Source organism: Streptomyces sp. NPDC127119 (assembly GCF_042677425.1).
Classification (GTDB): Bacteria; Actinomycetota; Actinomycetes; order Streptomycetales; family Streptomycetaceae; genus Streptomyces.
The window spans coordinates 1-22489 of record NZ_JBHXTO010000028.1; the positions used below are offsets into that span (position 1 = coordinate 1).

General features: G+C 71.2%; 15 protein-coding genes and 1 pseudogene. 11 read left to right on the top strand and 5 right to left on the bottom strand.

Features of this window, described 5'->3' with window-relative positions; translation table 11 throughout:
* Positions 1–157: 157 nt before the first annotated feature.
* Positions 158–2824: an ATP-binding protein gene (locus ACFVH5_RS15370; protein ID WP_385834166.1), complete on the bottom strand. Its 2667-nt coding sequence runs from the start codon at positions 2822–2824 to the stop codon at positions 158–160.
* 231 nt (positions 2825–3055) lie between these two features.
* Between ACFVH5_RS15370 and ACFVH5_RS15375 the strand changes: the two genes are divergently transcribed.
* Genes ACFVH5_RS15375 through ACFVH5_RS15385 form a run of 3 tightly spaced genes read left to right on the top strand, consistent with a single transcriptional unit; the run spans position 3056 to position 6605 of the window.
* Positions 3056–4402, top strand: a complete 1347-nt coding sequence (locus ACFVH5_RS15375) for an MFS transporter (RefSeq protein ID WP_385834167.1) — start codon at positions 3056–3058, stop codon at positions 4400–4402.
* 4 nt (positions 4403–4406) lie between these two features.
* On the top strand, positions 4407–5624 hold the full coding sequence (locus tag ACFVH5_RS15380) for an anhydro-N-acetylmuramic acid kinase (protein WP_385834168.1): 1218 nt from the start codon (positions 4407–4409) through the stop codon (positions 5622–5624).
* Positions 5625–5678: 54 nt separating this feature from the next.
* Complete coding sequence (locus tag ACFVH5_RS15385) at positions 5679–6605, top strand: DUF2510 domain-containing protein (protein ID WP_385834169.1); 927 nt, start codon at positions 5679–5681, stop codon at positions 6603–6605.
* A gap of 163 nt (positions 6606–6768) precedes the next feature.
* On the opposite strand, the gene ACFVH5_RS15390 is transcribed toward ACFVH5_RS15385, so the two are convergent.
* The gene (locus ACFVH5_RS15390) at positions 6769–7392 is read right to left on the bottom strand and encodes a TetR/AcrR family transcriptional regulator C-terminal ligand-binding domain-containing protein (RefSeq protein WP_384807246.1); all 624 of its coding nucleotides are present in this window, start codon (positions 7390–7392) and stop codon (positions 6769–6771) included.
* A 193-nt stretch (positions 7393–7585) separates the two neighbouring features.
* Here ACFVH5_RS15390 and ACFVH5_RS15395 point away from each other — a divergent pair, with 193 nt between their 5' ends.
* Positions 7586–8455: a phosphatase PAP2 family protein gene (locus ACFVH5_RS15395; protein WP_385834170.1), complete on the top strand. Its 870-nt coding sequence runs from the start codon at positions 7586–7588 to the stop codon at positions 8453–8455.
* On the top strand, positions 8452–9435 hold the full coding sequence (locus tag ACFVH5_RS15400) for a DMT family transporter (protein ID WP_385834171.1): 984 nt from the start codon (positions 8452–8454) through the stop codon (positions 9433–9435). The genes ACFVH5_RS15395 and ACFVH5_RS15400 overlap by 4 nt, the downstream gene beginning before the upstream one ends.
* 87 nt (positions 9436–9522) lie before the next feature.
* On the opposite strand, the gene ACFVH5_RS15405 is transcribed toward ACFVH5_RS15400, so the two are convergent.
* From ACFVH5_RS15405 to ACFVH5_RS15415, 3 genes are all read right to left on the bottom strand, one after another.
* Positions 9523–10329, bottom strand: coding sequence for a phospholipid scramblase-related protein (locus ACFVH5_RS15405; RefSeq protein ID WP_384807241.1), 807 nt, complete (start codon positions 10327–10329; stop codon positions 9523–9525).
* A gap of 103 nt (positions 10330–10432) precedes the next feature.
* Positions 10433–12484 (bottom strand): phosphocholine-specific phospholipase C, encoded by a 2052-nt coding sequence (locus ACFVH5_RS15410; RefSeq protein ID WP_385834173.1) that lies wholly within the window; start codon positions 12482–12484, stop codon positions 10433–10435.
* 199 nt (positions 12485–12683) lie between these two features.
* On the bottom strand, positions 12684–14750 hold the full coding sequence (locus ACFVH5_RS15415; protein ID WP_385834174.1) for a carbohydrate-binding protein: 2067 nt from the start codon (positions 14748–14750) through the stop codon (positions 12684–12686).
* A 114-nt stretch (positions 14751–14864) separates the two neighbouring features.
* Here ACFVH5_RS15415 and ACFVH5_RS15420 point away from each other — a divergent pair, with 114 nt between their 5' ends.
* From ACFVH5_RS15420 to ACFVH5_RS15445, 6 genes and pseudogenes are all read left to right on the top strand, one after another.
* Positions 14865–15827, top strand: a complete 963-nt coding sequence (locus tag ACFVH5_RS15420) for a carbohydrate ABC transporter permease (protein WP_385834175.1) — start codon at positions 14865–14867, stop codon at positions 15825–15827.
* A gap of 11 nt (positions 15828–15838) precedes the next feature.
* Positions 15839–16781 (top strand): annotated as a pseudogene (locus ACFVH5_RS15425) (carbohydrate ABC transporter permease).
* A gap of 88 nt (positions 16782–16869) precedes the next feature.
* Positions 16870–18222 (top strand): ABC transporter substrate-binding protein, encoded by a 1353-nt coding sequence (locus ACFVH5_RS15430; RefSeq protein ID WP_385834177.1) that lies wholly within the window; start codon positions 16870–16872, stop codon positions 18220–18222.
* Between the two features lie 101 nt (positions 18223–18323).
* Positions 18324–19823, top strand: coding sequence for a glycoside hydrolase family 36 protein (locus ACFVH5_RS15435; RefSeq protein ID WP_385834178.1), 1500 nt, complete (start codon positions 18324–18326; stop codon positions 19821–19823).
* Between the two features lie 104 nt (positions 19824–19927).
* Positions 19928–21112, top strand: a complete 1185-nt coding sequence (locus ACFVH5_RS15440; RefSeq protein WP_385834179.1) for an ROK family protein — start codon at positions 19928–19930, stop codon at positions 21110–21112.
* A gap of 75 nt (positions 21113–21187) precedes the next feature.
* Positions 21188–22465, top strand: a complete 1278-nt coding sequence (locus tag ACFVH5_RS15445) for a Gfo/Idh/MocA family protein (RefSeq protein ID WP_385834180.1) — start codon at positions 21188–21190, stop codon at positions 22463–22465.
* The last annotated feature ends 24 nt before the right edge of the window (positions 22466–22489 follow it).

Here is a 22489-nt window from a genome sequence, read left to right on the forward strand (position 1 = left end):
CGGCAGCCCCGTCTGGGGCGCGGGGAACTGCGCGGCCCGCCCCCACTCGGCCGCAGGCGGAAGCCGGACGGGACCTGCCACGGCGCGCCGCATACGGTCTGCGGGTGCGTGGGGGCTGGCCGCGCCGTTCCCCGCGCCCCTTGGCCGGCCTTGCTGCTCACGGGGATGCGGTCAGGGCGGCGCGGGCTCGGGTTACCAGGCCGTCCGCTCCGCAGGATTCGGCCAGGGTCAGGGCTTTCGTGATCTCTGTGCGGGAGCGGGACGCGATGCCGTATTCGACGCGGGCCGCGGCGTGCTCGTACGCGCAGGGCGACGCTTCGAGGTACGTGACCGCCTGGGCGTACAGCGCGACCGACCGCTGCCCGGTCTCCAGCGCGGCGGCGCAGCGCAGGGCCTCGCCGATGGCCGTGTCGGTGCCGAAGCGCTCGGCCTGGACGCGGGCGTCCGCGGCCACCTCCGCCGCGCGGCGCGGGTCCTCGACGGCGAGGGTCCGGGCGAGGTCGCCCGCCCAGGGAGCCATCACCGTGTTGTGACCGCCGCGGGCCTCGGACATCTTCTCCGCGGTCTCCAGCTCGTTCACGCCCTCCTCGACACGACCGGTGGCGATGAGCAGCCGGCCCCGTATCGAGTGGGTGTCCGGCAGGACGATGGTGGACGGGTGCGGTGGCTCGAAGGAGTACCGTTCGGCGATCTCCTCGGCCTCGCCGACATGCCCGCGGGCGAGCAGCGTGTCGATGAGCATGCAGGCCGCGGACCAGTGCATGGGCAGCCCGCGGCCCACCCGGTCGGCGAGCCGCAGCGCCTCGCGCAGTGACTCGTCCGCCTCCTTGAGGCGTCCCCGCCGGCGGAGCACGTATCCGCCGAAGGCGTGGGAGAGGGCCAGGTGGCCACCGCTCCAGCCGGCGGACTCGTACGACCGCCGGGCCTCCGTGAAGAGGCTCTCGGCACGGTCGAGCCGGTCCGCGTACGTGTAGGAGATGCCCAGCATCATGAGGAGCTCGAAGCTCCACTCGGTGTCGGTCCAGCCGAGGCCGGGCGCGAGGCGGCCGTTGACGAGCGAGCGGTCGCAGAGTTCGGCGACCTCTTCCGCGTTCTCTCCGCGGGTCATGGCGTCGAAGGCCCGCAGGATGAGTACGGCGCGCTCGGAGTTGTCGCGGCCGGTGAGCGGTTTGGCGAGCTGGGCCAGCCGGCGGGAGCGGCCGGGCGCGTCCTCCTCGCCGGCGTGGATGCCTTCCCACATGTAGTGCACGCCCTGCAGCCGCATCCGCGCGGGACCTGGTTCGAGCCGTTCGGCCTCCGCGTCGACGACCGCGACGGCCTCCTCCAGCTGGTCGTTGTGGACGAGCGCCGAGGACAGCCGGCAGACCGCGTCGACCCGCACTTCCGCCTCCAGGCCGTGCACCGTGAGTGCCTGGCGCAGATGGCCGATGGTGGTGGCGGGCGAGGTCAGGAGTGTGGCGCAGCCCAGTTCGTAGAGCACGCGGGCGTGGACCTCCGGGAGGGGCGGTTCCAGGAGTGCGCGCTCCAGGCACCGGCGGGCCGCGTCCGGGGCACCGACGGCGAGGTGTTCACTGGCGGCCTCCCGCATCTGCTCGACGAGTTCGGGGTCGTCGTCCGGGTGGACCTCCAGGAGGTGGCGGGAGGCCGCGGCGGCGCCGAGGCCCGACGCGGTGACGACCGCGGCGGCCACACCGTGCATCGCGGTGCGCAGCGCGTCCGGGATCGAGCGGTAGACGGCGGTGGCGATGAGCGGATGGACGAACTCCAGCTCTCCGTCGTCCAGTTGGCCGGGGCTCCGGTCGGCTTCGGTGAGGATGCGGGCCACGCTCAGGCGTACGGCGCAGCGCTCGGCGTCCTCCCGTTGCATTCCGGCCAGTTCGGCCGCGAGGTCCACGGAGATCTGTGTGCCGAGGATGGCGGCCGCCCAGGCGAACTTCGTGGCGTCGACGCCGAGCCCCTCCAGGCGGTCGACGAGTCCGCGACCGCGGGCCGCGCGGTTCAGCGCGCGCAGTTCGGCGGCCGAGTCCTCGACGGGTTCCAGTTCGCTGTCCTGGACCTTGGCGAGCAGTTCCACGCTTTCGTAGGGGTTCCCGGCGGTGACCGCCCAGACCTCGCGGCAGAACGCGGCGTCGGCGTGCGCGCCGAGCGTGGCGCGGGTGAGTCCGGCCGTGGCCTCCGGGGTGAGTGCGCGCAGACTGGGCATGGGGCGGGACAGCGCGCCGAGGGTGTCGAGGTGGCGGGCGCTCTCGCCGGTGGCGTCGCCGGGGCGGCGGGCCACCACGACGAGGACGGGCAGATCGTCGAGGCGCTCGGCGAAGGCCGCCAGCCAGTGCAGGCTCTCCTGGTCGGCCCAGTGGGCGTCGTCGACGATCAGCACCAGGGGCCATTCGCGCCGGGCGAGCCTGCGCACGGCGGCGACCAGTCCGTCGCACACACCCTGCGGGTCCGCCTGGCGTGCGCCGGGTTCGGCTATGCCCAGTGCGGGTCCGGCGATGTCGTACCAGTCGCCGAAGTACTCGCGCGCCTCGTCCGGCATCAGTGCGACGAGCGCGGGCTGGAGCAACTGCCGGACGACGTTGAAGGGAACGGACGTGATGGTCTCGCCGCCGCGGGCCGACCACACCGTGCAGCGGCTCTCCGCGAGGGTGCGGACCTGGTTGAGCAGTGCTGTCTTGCCGATGCCCGCCTCGCCCGTGAACACCAGGAGGCTGCCGGCGGCGGATCCGGCGCACAGGGCGTCGACGGCCTCCGTGACCGCGGCGATTTCCGCGTCGCGCTCCCAGAGCGGTGCCGAGGCGGCCGCACCCGGCCGTACCTCCGTCATCCCGCTACCTCCCCAGGTCGGCCCAACGACGTACAGACTTCGAGCCTAGTCCTCCGGAAGGCACGATGGAGTCCGCTCGGAACACCTGTTGCCGTCATGGGTGACGTCCGAGGACAGGAGTCGACGAACCTGTCCGCGGACCGGCGCGGGGGAAGGTCATTGACTGTCAGCGACCGCAAACTGAAGCTGACTTTCAGGATCGTCGGCACGCCCCAGTGCGGGAGGAACGGTATGGATGCCCCGGCGCACGGCTCCGGCCCGCGGACCGGCCGGCCGGAGCGTTCCCGAAGAGCGCTGGTCGCAGGGTCGGTCGGCAACTTCATCGAGTGGTACGAGTTCGGTGTCTACGGCTACTTCGCGACGGTCGTCGCGGCCCGGTTCTTCACCCCGGAGGGCGGTTCGGAGGCCGAGGCCCTGGTCAGGACGTACGCGTCGTTCGCGCTCGCATTCTTCTTCCGGCCCGTCGGAGCGGCGCTCTTCGGCCGCCTCGGCGACCGCGTCGGCCGCCGGCCCGTGCTGATCCTGGTCATCGTTCTCATGACGGCCGCCACGACCCTGATCGGCGTGCTGCCCACGTACGCCACGGTGGGCGCCCTCGCCCCCTGGCTGCTCACCCTCCTCCGGGTGGTCCAAGGGCTGTCCGCGGGTGGGGAGTTCGGCGGGGCCGTGTCGGTGATGACGGAGTTCGCACCGCCGGGCAGACGGGGGCTGTACGGGGCGTGGCAGTCGTTCACGGTGGCGCTGGGACTGCTGGGCGGGGCGGGGGCCGCGGCGCTCCTCGCGACCCTGCTCACCGGGGCACAGCTGAACTCCTGGGGCTGGCGGCTGCCGTTCCTGCTGACACTGCCGATGGGGCTGGGGGCGCTGTGGCTGCGCCTGCGCCTCGACGAGACACCGTCCTTTCGGGCCGTCCAGGCACACCAAGCCCTGATGGCACCCCCGGCGCGTGAGGTGGCGAGGGCGATCGTGCTGGGCGCCGGGCGTGTCATGGGCTGGGCCGCCGCCGGTTACACCTTCCTGGTCGTGCTCCCCTCCTATCTGCAGAGCTCACTGAACGCCACCTTCCAGCAGGCGCTGGTGGCCACGGTCCTGGCCAACCTCGGCTTCGCGGCGACGATCCTTCCGGCGGGGCTGCTGAGCGACCGGATCGGCCGGCGGCCGGTGATGCTCACGGGCGCGCTGCTGGTCACCGTGCTGGCGGTCCCGCTGCTCAACCTCCTTCAGGACGGCGGCACTTCGAGCGCGCTCAAGGGCGCCGCCGTGTTCGTCGCGGGGGCGATCGTGGGTCTGATGGCGGGCCCCGGCCCGGCGATGCTCTCGGAGATGTTCCCGACGAGCGTGCGGTACACGGGCCTGGGACTCGCCTACGCCCTGTCCAATGCCGTCTTCTCCGGGTGTGCGGGGCTCATCATCACGGAGACGATCGAGTGGACGGGCAGCGTGGACATCCCGGCGTACTACGCGGCGGCCACCTGTGCGGTGAGCGCACTGGCTCTCCTGACACTCCGTGAGACGCGGGCAGGTGCCGGGGCCGAGCGCGTACGGGAACAGACGAAGCGGGCGGAGAAGGGGAGTTGAGCAGGTGCGGGTGATCGGTCTGATGTCCGGCACGTCGTACGACGCCATCGACGCGGCGGCGGCCGACCTGCGCCTCGACGGGCCGGACCTGGTGCTGACGCCGCTGGGGACGGTGACCGGGGCGTACGAGCCCGGTCTGCGCGAGGCCCTCGCGGCGGCCCTGCCTCCGGCGGCCACCTCCCTCGCCGAGGTGTGCCGGCTGGACACCCTCATCGGGCAGGCCTTCGCCGCCGCCGCGGTCCGCGCCCAGCAGGAACTGTGCGAAGGGCGGGCCGAGTTGATCGCCTCGCACGGCCAGACCGTCTTCCACTGGACCGACGGGGGGCAGGTGCGGGGCACCCTTCAGATCGGGCAGCCCGCCTGGATCGCGGAGGCGACCGGGCTGCCCGTGGTGGCGGATTTCCGGCCGCGCGACATCGCCGCGGGCGGTCAGGGCGCGCCCCTGGTGAGCCTGGTCGACCTCATGTGGCTGCGCGGCAGGCCGGGTACGCCGGTCGCGCTGAACCTCGGCGGCATCGCCAACCTCACCGCGCCCGACGGCACCGCGTTCGACACGGGCCCCGCGGGCGCGCTGATCGACGCGGCGGTACGCCGTTCCACCGGCCGCGCCTTCGACGCCGACGGGGCGCTGGCGGCCCGCGGCACCGTGCACGAGCCGCTGCTGCGGCGTCTGCTCGACGAGCCGTACTACGCGCGGCCCGCGCCGAAGACGACCGGCAAGGAGCTGTTCCACGAGGGCTATCTGCTCGCGGCGCTCGCGGACCTCGCCTCGGCCGAGGAGGGCGTGGGACCGACCGACGAGGACGTGATCGCGACCCTCACCCGGCTCACCGCCCGGACGGTGGCGGACGCCGTCCACGGCCTGGACACCAACGGGTCCGCCCACTCCCCCGGGTCGCCGCGCGCCGGGTCACCCCACGCCACCGAGGTGATCGTGTCGGGTGGCGGGACCCGCAATCCCGTCCTCATGGCGATGCTGGGCGAGGAACTGGCGGGAGTGCCGCTCCGCCTCTCCGACGGTCTCGGTCTGCCCGCGGCGGCCAAGGAGGCGTACGCCTTCGCCGTGCTGGGGTTCCTGACGGCGCACGGGCTGCCGGGCACCGATCCGCGGAGCACCGGCGCCCGGCACGCCGGCGTACTCGGCTCGCTCACCCCCGGGCGGAACGGCTTTCCGCGGCTCCGCGGGGACGCGGAACAGCCGGTGCGCCTGGTGCTGGAGTGACCTGAAACGGGGTCCTCTCATACGGCTTTCACCCGCACCTCATACGGTGGGGCCATGACGCAGGCGACTCCCCCCGGCTGGTATCCCGACCCCGGGCAGACAAGTGACGGTCCCGCCACCCAACGCTGGTGGGACGGCAGTACATGGACGGACCAGACCCGCCCCGCGGAGTCGGCCGCCGCATGGGGTCCTCCGGCGTACCCGCCGGGCGCCCCGTACGGGGGCGCGAAGCCGGGCGGGCCCCGGCGCGGAGTGCGTACGGCGATAGCCGTGGCCGCCGCCATAGCGGTGCTCGCGGGCATCGGCGGCGGTGTGTACGCACTCACCGCGGACGACGGTACGGACAACCCCGAGCAGAGCAGCGCCCGGCCCACGCCGACGCTGCCGGGCGGGCCGCAGGGCCAGGACGGCGGCGAGAGCGGGGTCCCGCAGCCGCAGCAGTCCGAGGACGGCTTCGCCGCCGACCCGGTCAACGGCATCAGCCTCCCCGTGCCCGACGACTGGAGCGGTTCGACCATCCAGGTGGGCGCCCAGGTGACGTCCAAGGACTCCTACAAGTGCCCGGGCGACACCTCGGCCACCTGCACGCGCGGCGGCGCCTACTCCGCCCCCGCGCTCGCCCTGGAGCTCAAGGCCACCACCGTGGAGGCCGCGGCCAAGGAGGACATCTCCAAGAACGCCGAGGAGTCCTACGGCGGCAAGAGCTACGGCAGGATCACCTCGCACGAGGAGCTCTCCTCGAAGGCCGTCACCGTGGCGGGGCAGAAGGGCTACGCGGTCCGCTGGAAGGTCGTCACCAGCAAGGGCGCCGACGGCTACGTCGAGTCGCTGGTCTTCCCGGCGCCCGCCAACGCCAAGCAGCTCGTCGTCGTGCGCTTCGGCATCGACGTCGGCTCCGACGCGCCCAAGCAGTCCGTGATCGACGACATCACCAAGGGCATCAAGGAGTCCGCGGGCGGCGGCAACGGCCAGGACGTCTAGGACGCGACCCCGGTCACGCCTGCCGGCACACCAGTCGGCCGGGTGGAGCGCCTCTCCGCTCAAGAGGAACCCCACCCGGCCGGGGGGTGCGCGCCGCCCCCGTCCCCACGGTGCGGCGCGATCAGGTCACCGTCCAGTCATCCCTTGGACGGCGGCCTGAGTTCTAAGGGGGGTCGGCGAGCCCCAGCGCGGGCAGCAGGGCCACCTCCACATAGCGCAGCAGATACTCCGCGTCCGCGGGCCGTCCTTCGAGGATGGGCCTGACCCGGAGCACACCGAGCAGTTGCGCGGGCACGAACTCCAGCACCGGATGGTCGGCGGTGACCTCTCCCCGCTCGACCGCGCGCCCGATCATGGCGCGCAGCGCGTCCAGTTCGGGTTCGACGAGGGCGTCGCGCAGCGCGCGCTTCAGTTCCTGGTCCTGCATCACGGACTGGCCGAGGGCCTGCATGAGCCGGGTGTCCTCGTCGGACCGCTCGCCCGCCGTACGGGCGACGGCGCGCAGGTCACCGGCGAGCGAGCCGGTGTCGATCCCGATGAACTTGGGGCAGTGGTTGGCGCGCAGCGCGGCGGCCACGAACTGCGGCTTGGTCTTCCACTGGCGGTAGAGCGTGGACTTGCTGCACCGGGTGCTGGCGGCCACGCCTTCCATGGTCAGCGCGTCGTAGCCGCACTCGCGGACCTGGTCGAGCACGGCGTCGAAGAACTCCTGCTCACGCTCCGGCGTGATCTTGGAGCGGCGCGAGGCGGCGACCGTCTCCGGTCCCTCCGCTGCCTGCGACGTCATGGCTCTTCTCCTCACTCGTCCCCGGGCCCGTCCCGGCAGCCTATCGATACGCCAGTGTACCGGAACGACTTCGTATCGGTACACTGGCGTATCGATGAGCCTTGGACAGGACCCACCCCTGTGTCGAGTGGATCCCCTCCTGGGCTCACCACGCATCAGCATCGTTGAGACCGTCAAGCAAAGGGGCCGGGGGATGGAACTCCCAACCGAGCCTGCACAGAAGGGATCCGCCGCGATATCGCGGCCACCCCTTGTCCGTGAGGTCCTGCTCGTCGCGGGGCTCTTCCTCGTCTACAAACTCGGCCGTCAGCTGGCCACCGGCCACACCGCCGAGGCCTTCGGCAACGCCCACCGCGTGTGGGACCTCGAACGGTTCCTCCACCTGCCCGGTGAGGGCTCCGTGCAGTCCGCCGTGCTGCACGGCGACACCCTCGTCCACCTCGTCAACACCTATTACGCGACAGTGCACTTCCCCGCCACGGCGGCCTTCCTGGTGTGGCTGTATCTGCGCCGTCCGGGGCACTACACGTGGGCCCGCCGGGTGCTCGCCGCGGTCACCGCCGCAGCGCTGGTGGTGCATCTCACATTCCCGCTCGCACCGCCGCGGATGCTCGCCGCGACGGGCCTCGTGGACACCGGCCAGGTGTACGGGCCCACGGTGTACGGCGCCTCCCCCGAGACCGACTCCCTCTCGAACCAGTTCGCGGCGATGCCGTCGCTGCACTTCGGCTGGGCCCTGATGGTCGCGATCGGCCTGATCGCCGCGACCCGCTCCCGGTGGCGGTGGCTGTGGCTGCTGCACCCGCTGCTGACCCTGCTGGTGATCGTCGGGACGGCGAACCACTACTGGCTGGACGCGATCGTGGCCGCCGCCCTCCTCGGGATCGTCCTCGCCGTCGTGCGCCCGCCCCGCAGGGCACCGGCCGCCGCCGGGTCCGGCCCGGCGGCCGAGGGCGCCGAGGACACAGGGGACGCCGGCAGGCCCGTACCGCATGCGGCCGGTGGGCGGGACGCCCCCGGCGGCGTACCGGAAGAGCCCGCGCTCGTGGGGGCGCGGCGATGAGCGCGACCCTTCTCGCCGTCGTCCTGTCGCTGTTCTCCGCCGTCGCCTACGCGGGCGCCGCGGTGGCACAGGAGAGGCTGGCCGCCCGGAGCACGGACTCCGGCGTACTGCGTCTGCTGGGCCGCGGTGCCTGGTGGTGGTCGGTCGGTCTCAACGCCGGGGCCGCGCTGCTGCACGTGGCCGCCCTGAAGTACGGGACGCTCACCCTCGTCCAGCCGCTCGGCGCGCTCACGCTCGTCGCCGCGGTGCCGCTGGGCGCACGGCTGGCGGGCCGGCGGGTCACCCCGGTCGAGTGGCGCGGTACGGCGCTGACGCTGATCGGGCTCTCCGCGGTGCTCGTGACGGCGTCCGGGCCCGCGCCCGACGACGTGCTGAGCCTCCCGCAGGCGCTGGCCGTGACAGGTGCCACCGCTACCGTCATCGGTGTCCTGGCCCGGCCGGGCGCCCGCCCCGGGCTCCGGCACGCGTCGGCGTCCGGCTTCGCCTCGGGCGTCGCCTCGGCGCTCACCCAGACCGTCACGGTCGCCGCGACGGACCGCACGGGTCCGCTGTTCAGCGGGCAGGTGATCGTGGTGGCCCTGCTGGTCGCGGCCTTCGCCGCGGGCGGCCTGCTGCTGTCGCAGACCGCCTACAAGGGCGGGCTCGGCGCGCCGCTGGCCGTGGTGACGCTGGCCAATCCGATCGCCGCCGTGGTCATCGGCCTGACGCTGCTCGGCGAGCAGTTGCAGGGCGGGGTGGCGGGGCTGCTCCTCGCGGGGGCCGGTGCCGCGGTCGCGGCCTGGGGTGTGGTGACGCTGTCGCGTTCCACGCGGGACCCGGTGCCGCTGGCGGTGTCAGTGCCTCCGACGGTGGCCTTGGAGGCACAGGAAGAGGAACAGCATCCGGTGGCGGCGGTGCTCGCGCTGGAGCCCGACTCGGCCGCGTACGAACCGTCGATGCTGCCGCGGCAGCCGAAGCCGGGGCATCTCACCTCGCTGTGACGCCCCGCGCGCGGGCGGCGGACACAGGAAGGGCGACCGCGGATGTCCGTGGTCGCCCTTCGTCCGTTAACCGGTCCTGACCGGCGGTCACCCGAACCCGCGCGAGTCCTGCTTGAGCGCCGTGTCGACGGTCAGCGCCGTCGCGATCACGAGGCTCAGCAGCGGCTCGGGCAGCTGGAAGTGGATCTGCAGGACGTAGTTGTCCGCAGTGGTGAACATCGTCTTCGCGAGGCCTTCCCAGGTCTTGGTGATCCGGGCGACCTCGGTGTCGGAGTGGTCGACGATCGCGAAGTTCCACGCACGCCAGTTCTCGGCCTTGATCGCGCCGATCTGCTGTCCGTCGACCTTGATCGCGAAGTTGATCTTCCCGAACATGTTCTGCTGGGCGATCTCGCCGACCGGCGTACCGTCCGCACGCGCCACGAGCACCCGGGACTTCAGGAACTTGCGCGGCCGGGTCAGCAGCAACTGCGGCTGACCGTACGCGTCACGGATCTCCAGCTTGTGCGTCATGAACTGGTCGAGGCTGGAGACGAAGCGCAGCACCTTCTTCAGCGCGCTCTGGCCGACCTGTACGACCGAGCCGAGCTGGTTGCCCTGCTGGTCCATGACCTTGTACTCGTTGGTCAGCTCGATCAGCTTGGCCTTCTGGTTCACCACCAGGACCGGCTCGGTGAACAGGGTGCCGGCGCCGGCCGCGTTCGGCGCGACACCGGCCTGCTGATGCACCTGCTTCTGGACGCGCGGGTCGGCGCCCGCCGGCGGCTGCTGCGCCTGCCCCTGGTTCTGGTTGGTGTGCTCGGTCCACTGGGTTCCGTCCCAGTACCGCAGGGTCTGGGGCGCACCCTGCGGATCCGGATACCAGCCTGCAACTGTGTTCGAATGCGTGGTCACCGGGGCACACTATCCCGACCCCGCAGGTACATGACCAGTCCGGTCCCGCGTGACCAATACGGCCCTGCGGGACCAGACGGGACCAGAACGGCCGATGTGCCCTCTAGGCCGACGCGATCGCCGGGTCGCTGACGCCCACCCGGCCGTTCTCGACGTGCCCGGCGAACCGGCGCAGGAACGAGGCGTCCGCGTCGGAGACGACGGTGAGGTCGTACCAGCGCCTGCTCTCCCGCAGGTCCACCGTGTGCTGCACGGTGGCGCCGGGCCGTACCTTGAACGACCTGGGCCTGCCGCCGTAGCCGTCGGTGAGCTTCAGGGTCACCGTGCGGGCGCCCTTGTTGGTGAGGGTCAGCTCGATGTCGTCGCCGTCGTGGCGGGCGGTGACCTCGGGTCCGGCGGTCGCGCCGGGCCCCTTGAAGACGCGTACGAAGCCGTTGGGCCCGTGCACGGTCAGGTCGTACGAACCGTTCGAGTACGCGGAGTTCCAGGTGTCCGAGACGCTCTTGCCCGCCTCGGTGGTGTACGTCCAGGGGCCGTCGGTGCGGTTCCCGGAGGTCACGTGGAAGGAGGCGCCGGCCTTCTTGCCCGAGGCGAAGGCCAGCGTGAACTTCCCGGCCTTCGCGTCCGCCGAGCCGTCGATCCAGGGCGCGTACCGCAGGGGGCGGGCGAGCCGCAGACCGCGCTCCTGCCGGGGCAGCTTCGGGTCGGCGGGCGGGGTGGGCCTGTAGTCCGGGTGCCGGTCCTTGTCCTGCGGCTCGTACGCGTCGGTGTCCGGGAGGCGGGCCGGCTTGCTGTCCTTGCGGGAGAAGTCGAACGCGGCGGTCAGGTCGCCGCAGACGGCCCGGCGCCAGGGCGAGATGTTGGGCTCCTCGACCCCGAAGCGGCGCTCCAGGAAGCGGACGATCGAGGTGTGGTCGAGGGTCTCGGAGCAGACGTAACCGCCCTTGCTCCAGGGCGAGACGACGAGCATGGGCACGCGCGGGCCGAGGCCGTAGGGTCCCGCGACGTACTTCGAGCTGCCCGCGAAGAGGTCCGGGCCGACGTCGACGGTGGACTTGCCCTGGTCGGCGGAGCGCGGCGGCAGCGGCGGCACAAGGTGGTCGAAGAAGCCGTCGTTCTCGTCGTACGTGATGAACAGGGCCGTCTTCGCCCAGACCTTCGGGTCGGCGGTGAGTGCCTCCAGGACCTGGGAGATGTACCAGGCGCCGTAGTTGGAGGGCCAGTTGGAGTGCTCGGAGAACGCCTCGGGGGCGGCGATCCAGGAGACCTGCGGCAGCGTGCCGCCCACGACGTCGGCGCGCAGCCGGTCGAAGTAGCCCTCGCCCTTGCGGGCGTCGGTGCCGGTGCGGGCCTTGTCGTAGAGCGGGTCGCCGGCCTTGGCGTTGCGGTACTTGTTGAAGTAGAGGAGCGAGTTGTCGCCGTAGTTGCCGCGGTAGGCGTCCGAGATCCAGCCCCAGGAGCCGGCCGCGTCGAGGCCGTTGCCGATGTCCTGGTAGACCTTCCAGGAGATCCCGGCCTCCTCCAGGCGCTCGGGGTAGGTCGTCCAGTCGTAGCCCAGCTCGTCGTTGCCGAGGACCGGGCCGCCGCCCTTGCCGTCGTTGCCGGTGAAGCCCGTCCACATGTAGTAGCGGTTCGGGTCGGTGGAGCCGATGAACGAGCAGTGGTACGCGTCGCAGACCGTGAAGGTGTCGGCGAGCGCGTAGTGGAACGGGATGTCCTCGCGGGTCAGGTACGCCATGGTCGTGGCGCCCTTCGCGGGGACCCACTTGTCGTACTTGCCCCCGTTGTAGGCGGCGTGCCCGTCGGGCCAGCTGTGCGGCAGGCCCTCAAGGAACTGCATACCGAGGTCGTCGGCCTCCGGGTGGAAGGGCAGGAGGTCCTTCGTGCCGTCGGACTGGTGCCAGACGGACTTGCCGTTGTCGAGGGCGACCGGGTGCGGGTCGCCGAAACCGCGGACACCCCTGAGCGCACCGAAGTAGTGATCGAAGGAACGGTTCTCCTGCATGAGGACGACCACGTGCTCGACATCCTCGATGGTGCCGCGGTGGTAGCCCGCGGGGATCGAGGCGGCCTTGGCGATGCTCTCCGACAGCGCGGTGAACGCCGCGGTACCGCCCGCGAGCTGCAGGAAACGGCGCCGATTCACTTCGGTCATGACTGGGTGACCTCTCGTCCTGACGTGTACGGGGGCGACTGACGGACGGACCTGCGCATGCCGGAACCTGCGCTATCGGAGTGTTCCAAGAGCAACAAACGTCAGGGAAGGGGCGCGTGGCGTCTGTGTGAAAGACGGCGGTACGTGAGGTGCCGGCCGAAGCGCGCGGGCTTCGGCCGGCACCGGCGGTACGGGACCGTCAGCTCACGGTGATGCGGTCGATGTCGGGTGCCCAGCCCGAACCGTTGGCGATGGTGATGCGGTTGCCCGTCCCGGCGTTCAGGTCCAGGGTCACCGTGGTCGTCCCGGTGGTGGCCCAGTCCGCCGTGGGCGGGAAGGAGACGGTCTTCGGCGTACCCCCGCCGGCCTGCACGGTGGCCGAGCGGGACTCCGCGCTCGCGTAGTGGACGGTGACCGTCCTGGTGCCGCCGCTGCCTCCGTCGACGTCGTTGAAGGTGAGGGCGGCGCCGTTGCCGACGTACCCGACCTTCGAGCCGCCGGAGCAGCCGGTGCAGTCGGCCGTCCGGGCCGTGCCCGTGAGGGTGTTTCCGGATGCCTCCGCCTCGTAGCCGCGCGGGGTGCCGCTTGCGGAGCCCACCGTCATGGCGCCCAGGCCGAGCCAGCCGTCGGCGTTCTGGCCGGTGTTGGCGAAGCGCAGCTTCTTGGCGCTCGCGCTCACGTCCTCCAGGGGGTTCCTGGCCTTCATCACCAGCTGGTAGGAGCCGGCCGTGACACCGGAGAGGTCGACGGACGTGTCGAAGTACCGGGGGTGGCCGTAGTCGAGGTGGGTGGGGTCGGCGCCCACACCCCAGTCGGGGAAGGCGCGGATCTTCATGGGCATGACCTTGCGCAGGTCCCAGGGTGTGGCCCAGTTCCTCACGACGTTGCCGGACGCGTCCTTGAGGCCGAGGCTGACCGTCCAGGGGTAGTAGAACGGCGCCACCCCGTTGTTGGTGAGCCGCACACCCACCTTGGTGGTGCCCTGCGCGGTGTCCTGGAAGTAGGCGTGGTCGGCGGTGAGGTCGTAGCCCATCTGCCGGACGGCGGCACCCACCTTGGCGTTGCCGGGGTCGTAGCCGGCGCTTCCCTCGTTGATCTTCCAGGTGGTGTGGTCCAGCTCCAGGCACGCCTTCATGTCGTCGACGGCGCCGGAACCGCCGGGCCAGTCGTCGAAGGCGGTGGACTGGATCTCGGGGCGTACCTCGCCGCCCATGGAGGCCGTGGTCCACCGGTTCTCCACGCCCTGGTCGAGGGCCTTCTGCAGCTGGGAGTAGGACGCGCCGCCCATCGAGACGGGCAGGGTGACTCCGGCCGGCGGCGAGCCCTCGCGGAAGCAGAAGGAGTCGTCGTGATAGCCCACGGTGGGCAGGCTGTTGGCCGCGGCGCCCCCGGACTCCGGGTACCGGACCTCCAGTTTGGTGCGGGTGAAGGCGGCGGCGTACGCGCGGATGAGCTCGGCGCCGTGCGCGTCCGTGGGCATGAGGTTCGGGTACGAGTCGCCCGAGGTGTCGGTGTCGTACGGCCAGGTGTGCCACTCGCCCCAGAGGCCGACGAGACCCAGGTGGATGAACCCGATCCGCGGGTCGTTGTCGTAGCGGGCGCCGAACGCGGCGATGAAGTCCTTGAGCGCGTCCAGCAGATAGGCGCTGTCGTAGTCGGGGCTGGTGGTGTTCCAGTACGCGTTGACACGGTTGGCGACGTGCCCGGCGAAGCACGGCGGGACGGCGTTCGCGGGATGGGTGCCCGAACCGCCCGGGTACTCGATGTAGAAGCGGACGGCGGCCTGGTTGCCGTAGGAGGCGGTTTCGCCGAGCGCGTCGTCCAGGACGTCCCAGTCGTAGTGCCCGCAGTCCGAGGAGTCGTTCATGACCTCGGAGAGTCCGAAGTAGCTCCAGGTCAGTGAGTGCGGATAGCCGGTGTTCTGGTTGCCGCCCGGCTGGTAGAAGCGGGCGAAGCCCTTGAGCGGGTTGTCCAGCGGCGCGTCGGCGCGGGTGAGGGCGTGGGCCGTGAGCGAGGGGTCGGGCGCCGGGCCCGGGGACGGGCGGACCGGGGCCCCTTGCGCGGAGGCCGCGGTGGCCGTCGAGGGGGTCGCGGGGACAGTCGCCGACGGGTCGTCGGGCGCCGCGTAGGAGCCGCTCGGGAGGGCCGCCAGGGCGAGGGCCAGAGCGGTGGAACAGAGCGCGGCCACGACATTTCTGCCGCGTCGCTGCGCGAAGGTGCGCACGGGATCGACCTCCGGTATCGGGTGGTGACCGGGTGGGGACATGCCGCCGGATTCTTTATGAGTCAGCATTGACAAACTTTCGCTGTTGCTCATCAATATGTGACCACGGTGCCGAACTGACAAGAGGTGCGGCGCAGATCTCTTCGAAGGGGAACCATGGGCGCCGACACCGCAGTTGCGCCGCCGCAGAAGAGCGCCGGTGCCGATCCGGACGGTTCGGGCACGGCCCGTACGAAGGGCGGAGCACGCAAAAAGCGCGACGACCGCAAGGCCGCCTGGCTGTTCCTGGCGCCCGCACTGACCGGGTTCGCGCTGTTCTACGCGTATCCGACCCTGCGCGGCATCTACTACTCGCTCACCGACTACAACCTGCTCACCGATCCGGCCTTCGCCGGAGTGGACAACTACCGCCAACTCATCGGCGACGAGCAGTTCTTCAACGCCCTCAAGGTCACCGGCTACTACGTCGTCCTCAACATCGGCGCCCAGACCGTGCTGGGGCTGCTCCTCGCGACACTCATGCACCGGCTGACCCGGTCGGTGGCCCTGCGGGCGATCCTGCTGGTGCCCTGGCTGGTGCCCAACGTCACCGTCGGCCTGCTGTGGATGTGGATGCTCGACGCCAACCTCGGCTTCGTCAACCACATCCTCGAAGCCCTCGGCGTCGGCGCCACCGGCTTCTTCACCTCGCCCACCTGGGCGATGCCGACCGTGGCCGGGGTCAACACCTGGGCGTACAGCGGGTACACGGCCCTGCTGCTCTACGCGGGGATGCTCCAGGTCCCCCATCACCTGTACGAGAGCGCCTCGTTGGACGGCGCCGGCGAGTGGCGCATGTTCACCAGGATCACGCTGCCGCTGCTGCGGCCCGTCCTCGCCCTCGTGCTGGTGGTGTCGCTGATCGGCTCGTTCCAGATCTTCGACACGGTCGCGGTCACCACCAAGGGCGGCCCGGTCAGCGCGACCCGGGTCATCTACTTCTACATCTACGAGCAGGCGTTCACGAACTTCCGGATGGGTTACGCCTCCGCCGTGGCCGTGGTGCTCGCGGTGATCCTCGGCGTGCTGACCGCGGTGCAGATGCGGCTGCTGCGTGCCTCCCGCTCCGACCTGGCCTGAGGAGGCACACCATGACCCCGACCCTGATTCCGGCCCCGGGCAAGGCTGCGGGCACGGCTCCGCGCAAGGGCGCGCGGCGCAGGATCTCGCCCGGCCGGATCGCCGCCTGGACACTGCTCTGCGTCGCGCTGTTCGTGACCGTCTTCCCGTTCTACTGGATGATCCGCACCGCCCTGACCCCGGCGGCCGACATCTACTCCGACTCCACCGGTCTCGTCCCCGACCACCCCACGATGATCAATTTCCTGCGGGTGCTCGGGCTGACCAGCCAGGCCGAGGCGCAGGCGGCGGGCGGCTCGGGCGCCCACCTGGACTTCCTGCGCTATCTGCTCAACTCCGTCGTCTACAGCGGGCTGATCGCCGTACTGCAGACGCTGTTCTGCGCGATGGCCGGCTATGCCTTCGCCCGGCTGCGCTTCCCCGGCCGGGACGCGGTCTTCGGGGTGCTGATCGCCGCGCTGATGGTGCCGCCGATCTTCACCGTGCTGCCCAACTTCGTCCTGGTGAAAAACCTCGGCTGGCTGAACACCTTCGCCGGGATGGTCGCCCCGAGCGTGCTCATGACGCCGTTCGCGGTGTTCTTCCTGCGGCAGTTCTTCCTGTCCATCCCCCGCGACGTGGAGGAGGCGGCCACCTTGGACGGCGTCGGCTCCTGGGGGGGTCTTCTGGCGGATCGTGATGCCGATGAGCCGCGGCCCCCTCATCACCATCGGGCTCACCACCACGGTCTGGTCCTGGAAGGACTACCTGTGGCCGCTGCTGACGGGCCGCGAGGAGGAGACCCGCGTCCTGACCGTGGCGCTCGGCATCTTCCAGCAGCAGTCGCCCAACGCCCAGCCCGACTGGACCGGTCTGATGGCCGGCTCGGCGCTCTCCGTCCTGCCCGTCCTCGTACTGCTGATCGTCCTCGGCCGGCGCCTGGTGGAGTCGCTCAACTTCACCGGCATCAAGTGACGCCCACGCACCGGTCGCACATGACACCCACTCGCCCCGTCCCCGTCCCGTCGACGTCCCTTCCCGTACCCGTCAAAGAGGTCCCGCGATGAGTTCCAAGCACCTGCGCCTCGGCGCCGCCCTGCTCTGCCTGTGCGCCACCACCACCCTCGTCTCCTGCGGCGGTTCCGGCGACGACGCCGCCGGAGGAAGGACGACCCTCGACTACTGGCTGTGGGACGACAAGCAGCTGCCCGCCTACCAGGAGTGCGCGACCGCCTTCGAGAAGGCCAACCCCGACATCACCGTCAAGATCACGCAGACCGCGTGGGCCCAGTACTGGCAGAACCTCACCACCCAGCTCACCTCCGGCGGAGCCCCGGACGTGTGGACGGACCAGGCGTCCTACTATCCGCAGTTCGCCACCAGCAACCAGCTCCTGGACCTGCAACCGCTGGTGGACCGCGACAAGGTGGACCTGTCCGCGTACCAGTCGGGGCTCGCCGACACCTGGGTCAAGGACGGCAAGCGCTACGGACTGCCCAAGGACTGGGACACCATGGCGCTCGCCTACAACACCGGTCAGCTCAAGAAGCAGGGCGTGGACGCCGCCGAACTGGGCGAGCTGACCTGGAACCCCACCGACGGCGGCACGTTCGAGGAGACCATCGCCAAGGCCACCGTCGACACCGAGGGGCGCGACGGACTGGACCCCGGCTTCGACAAGAACCATGTGAAGACCTACGGGTTCCTGCCCGAGTGGGCCGACGGCTCCCAGGGCCAGAACGGCTGGGGAGACCTGGCCGTGTCCAACGGCTTCACCTATCTCGACAAGAACCCGTGGGGCACCCACTACAACTACGACGACCCCGAGCTGGCCGAGACCATCGCCTGGTTCAAGCACCTCATCGACAAGGGGTACTCGCCCCGCTTCGACAAGCAGTCGTCCGTCGCCAACTCCGAACTGCTCATCGCGGGCAAGGGCGCCATCATGGTCTCCGGCTCCTGGACCATCTCCACCTTCACCGACCCCAAGGCCGGGCAGAAGTTCGCCTTCGCACCACTGCCGACGGGACCGGAAGGCCGCAAGAGCGCCATCAACGGGCTCTCCGACGCCATCTACGCCGGTACCGAGCACCCGGACGAGGCGTGGAAGTGGGTCAAGTTCCTCGCCTCGCCCGACTGCCAGAACCTCGTCGCCGAGAAGGCCGTCGTCTTCCCGGCACTCAAGTCCGCCACCGCGAAGGCCCTCGCCGCGCACCGGGCCAAGGGCCACGACGTCAGCGCCTTCACCGATGTGGCGGCCACCGAGGACGGCACCTTCCAGCTGCCGGTCACCGAGCACGGCACCGAGATCAACCCCCTGGTCCAGGACGCCGTCCAGTCGGCGATCCTCGGCAGGGAGAAGCCCGCCGCCGCGCTGAAGTCGGTCAACGACAAGGTCAACGACCTTTTCAAGTAGCCGCCCCGCAGGCTGCTCACCCCTCGCTCACCCCTCGCTCATCCCCCGCTCACCCCTCTCCCCCTCGCCCGCCCCTCCGCAATCCGGACGCAAGGAGATCCATGGCCCAGCTCGCAGACCTCGGCGGACGTACCCTCGCCCTCGAACTCGAAGGCGACACCCCGCCCCAGGTCGTCGACGGCGGACTGCTGCTCCCCCCTGGCCGTGTGGCCGTCCTGCACGGCCTCGGCGACGCGCTGTTCTACCGCCACGGGCACAACTCCTGGAGCCCCTGCGGCTGGCGTCGCCTCTCCGGCGCCCCGCTGCGCATCGAGAGCGCCGAACGCCGGCTCACCGCCGACGACACCGTGTGGGACGACCCCGCCCGTCACCACTCCTCCGCCGTCGCCGCCCTCCAGGGAGCCGACGGACAGGTGCTGCTGCTGGGCGCGCTCGGCGGGGACGTCCCGCGTCTGTCGGCGGACCGGGACACGCTCGCCGGCTGGTCCGAGCGCGACGGAGCACCGTGGTTCCTCGCCCACGGCGGCGAGGAGGAGGTCTTCGCCGCCTACACCCGCCACCTCGCCGCCCGCCTCGGCCACAGCGACAAGCGGGCGGGCAATGTGTGGTGCAGCTGGTACGCGTACTACGAGAACATCACCGAACAGCAGCTCACCAAGGACATCACCGCCCTGCGCGGGCTGCCCTTCGACGTCGTCCAGGTCGACGACGGCTGGGAACAGATCGTCGGCGACTGGGAGCCGAACGCGAAGTTCCCCTCCGGGATGAAGGCACTGGCCGACCGCATCACGGACGCCGGACTGCGCCCGGGACTGTGGATCGCCCCGTTCATCGTCCACCCTGAGTCCCGTACCGCCCGGGATCGCCCCGAACTGCTGCTGCGCGGCGAGCGGGGCGAGCCCGTGGTGGCCGGACACAACTGGGGCACCGGCTACTTCACCCTCGACCTGACCCGGCCCGCGGCGCAGGACCATGTGCGCGAGACGATCCACCGGGTGAGCCGGGAGTGGGGCTTCACCTATCTCAAGCTCGACTTCATCGGGGCCGCCACCGTCCCCGGCGTACGGGCCGGGGATCCGGGGCGCGAGGAGGCGTACCGGCTCGGGCTGCGCGTCGTCCGGGAGGCGGCGGGCGAGGACGCGTACCTGCTCGGCAGTGGCGCGCCGCTGCTGCCCTCCCTCGGGCTGATCGACGGTATCCGCAGCGGGCCGGACGTCGCCCCGCTGTGGGAGCACTACGCCACCCAGGACCCGTCCGACGCGCTGGCCCGCAACGCGGTCGTCAACACCCTGCACCGGCTGTGGCAGTCACCGCTGCTGGAGGTCGACCCGGATGTCGTCTACTTCCGCAGCCGCCTCAACCTGCTCACCGACGAACAGCAGCGGTGGCTGCGCGACCTCGCCGACATCTGCGGCTTCCGGGCCGTCTCCGACCCGCCCGGCTGGCTGCACCCCGACGAACTGGAGGACATGAGCGCCTACTTGGCCGCACGCCCGCAGGTGCGGCGGCTGGACCGGTACCGCTTCACGCTCGACGGCCGCGAGGTCGACTTCGCACCTGCCGTCGATCCCGGGACGGAGCAGCGCTATCCCATCGCCTGACGCCCGAAGGGGGAGGCCGGCGGTTCTCCACGGCCTCGGCCCGCATTAGTAAACTGCTCAGCATTATCCAGCGGCGGGGACCCGCCCCCTTCAGGGAGCACCACATGGCGACGACCGGAACAGACCTGTCCCGGATGCGCGAGATGAACATGCTGTCCATCGTGTGGGCGCTGCGCGGCAGTCCTCCCTCGACGGTCACCGAACTCGCGGGCCGGGCCGGGCTGTCCCGGCCCGCCGTCGACGTCCTGGTGCAGTCCCTGGTCGGCGACGGCTGGGCGGAGGTCGAGGAACCGGGCGCCAGCAGTGTCGTCGGGCGCCCGGCCCGCCGCTTCCGCTTCCGCGCCGACGCCGGTCATGTGCTCGGCATCGACATCGGGGTCCACAAGATCCTCGTCATGCTGAGCGACCTGGAGGGCAACCTCGTCCACACCCTGCGCCGCCCGGTCGACCCCGAGGCGGCACCCGGGGCACGGCTCGCGGCCGTGGACCGCACGATCGACAAGGTGCTGCGGAGCGCCGGCATGGCACCGGCCGACATCTGGGCGGTCACCGTCGGGGTGACCGGTCCGGTCGACGCCAGCGGGCGCACCACACTGTCCACCCCGCTGCCCGGCTGGCTCACCGCCGACCCGGTCGCGCACCTCGCCGCCCGGTTCGCCTGCCCGATCCAGGTGGAGAACGACTGCAAGCTCGCCGCCGTCGCCGAGCGCTGGAAAGGGGTCGCCTCGGACGCCGACGACATCGTGTTCCTCCTCGCGGGGCTGCGCACCGGCGCGGGGCTGATCCTGGACGGGGCCCTGCGCCGCGGTCACGGCGGCGCCGCAGGGGAGATCGGCGCCCTCAAGGCCGTACGGTGGCTCAGCGCGCCCGCCCACCTCGAAACCTGCCCCGGTGTCCCGGCCACGGCGGCGCCGGGCGAGGCCGCGGCCTGGGTGTTCCAGGCGGCCCGGGAGGGCGACCGGCAGGCCAGGACCGCCGTCCGCCGCTACACCCGCGACCTCGCCGTCGGTGTCGCCGCCCTCGTCCTCGCCCTGGACCCCCAGGTCGTCGTGTACGGCGGTGGTTTCTCGCGGTCCGCCGATGTCGTCCTGGAGCCGCTGCGCCAGGAACTCACCAAACACTGCCTGCGCCTGCCGGAGTTGCGTGCCTCGACGCTCGGCGACGAGAGCGTGGCCCTGGGTGCCGTACGCCTGGCTCTCGACGAGGTCGACAGCCGACTGCTCAGCGACGGCCTGGCGGCCCCGACCGCCCCACGGCGCGACACGTCCCGTAACGACGAATCGAACTGAACCGAACCGACTCGACCTGAACTGACTCGACTTGACCTGACCTGATCTGAAGCACCGAACCGAAGGGACGGGTACATGGACGACCATGCCCAGCCGGCGGACACCGAGCCACCGCACGCCGAACTGCGCGTCGGAGTGGTGGGAGTCGGCCAGCGCGCCCCCCTGGCCACCCTGGCGAACCGGCCCGGCGTCGCGCGGGTGGTGTCCTGCGCCGACCCCGACTCCCGTGGCCGCAAGGACGCGAGGCGGCTGTTCGGGCCGGACGTCACGGTGCACGAGCGGTACGAGGACATGCTCGACGACGGCCTGGACGCGGTGTTCGTCCTCACCCCCGACCATCTGCACACCGGGCCCGCGCTGTTCTTCCTCGACGCCGGGACCGCCGTGTTCGTGGAGAAACCCCTCGCGATCACCGTCGAGGACTGCGACTCCCTGCTCGCCGCCGCCTTCCGCTCCCGCACCCGGCTGTACGTCGGCCACAACCTGCGCCATCTGCCGATGCTGCGCCGGATGCGGGAGCTGATCGACAAGGGGGAGATCGGCACCGTGCGTTCCATCTGGTGCCGCCACTTCGTCGGTCACGGCGGGGACTTCTACTTCAAGGACTGGCACGCCGAACGGGCCCACACCAACGGGCTGTTGCTGCAGAAGGGCGCCCACGACCTCGATGTGATCCACTGGCTGGCCGGCGGCTACACACGGGACGTCGTCGCCCACGGCACCCTCGCCGTCTACGGTGACAATCCGCGCCGCGCCGCGCAGACTCCCGTACCCGGCGGTGAGCGGATGCCCGACTGGTACGACCCCGACGTCTGGCCGCCGTCGGCCCTGCGCGATCTCAACCCGGTCATCGACATCGAAGACCTCAGCATGATGCTCGGCCGTCTGGACAACGGCGTGCTCACCAGCTACCAGCAGTGCCACTTCACCCCCGACTACTGGCGCAACTACACCGTCATCGGCGACGAGGGCCGCCTGGAGAACTTCGGCGACGGCATCGACGGCGACCCCGCCACCATCAAGGTCTGGAACCGGCGCCGGTCCGGCTACCGCCAGGACGCCGACCTCGACGTCGCCGTCCCCGCACAGGAGGACGGTCTGCACGGCGGCGCGGACCGGGCGCTGGTCGACGAGTTCCTGCGCTTCGCCGCCACCGGAGGCCCCACCGAGACCTCCCCGGTGGCCGCCCGCGAGGCGGTGGCCTGCGCGGCGGCGGCGACGACCTCGCTGCGGACGAACGGCACACCGGTCGCCGTGGCCGCACCGGCCCCGGCGCTGGTCGACTACTTCGCCCACCACCAGACCGTACGACCGCCGCAGACGCGGCCGACGGACGACGGCCCTCTCTCCTGATCTGGGCGTACGTGGCTTCTGCCG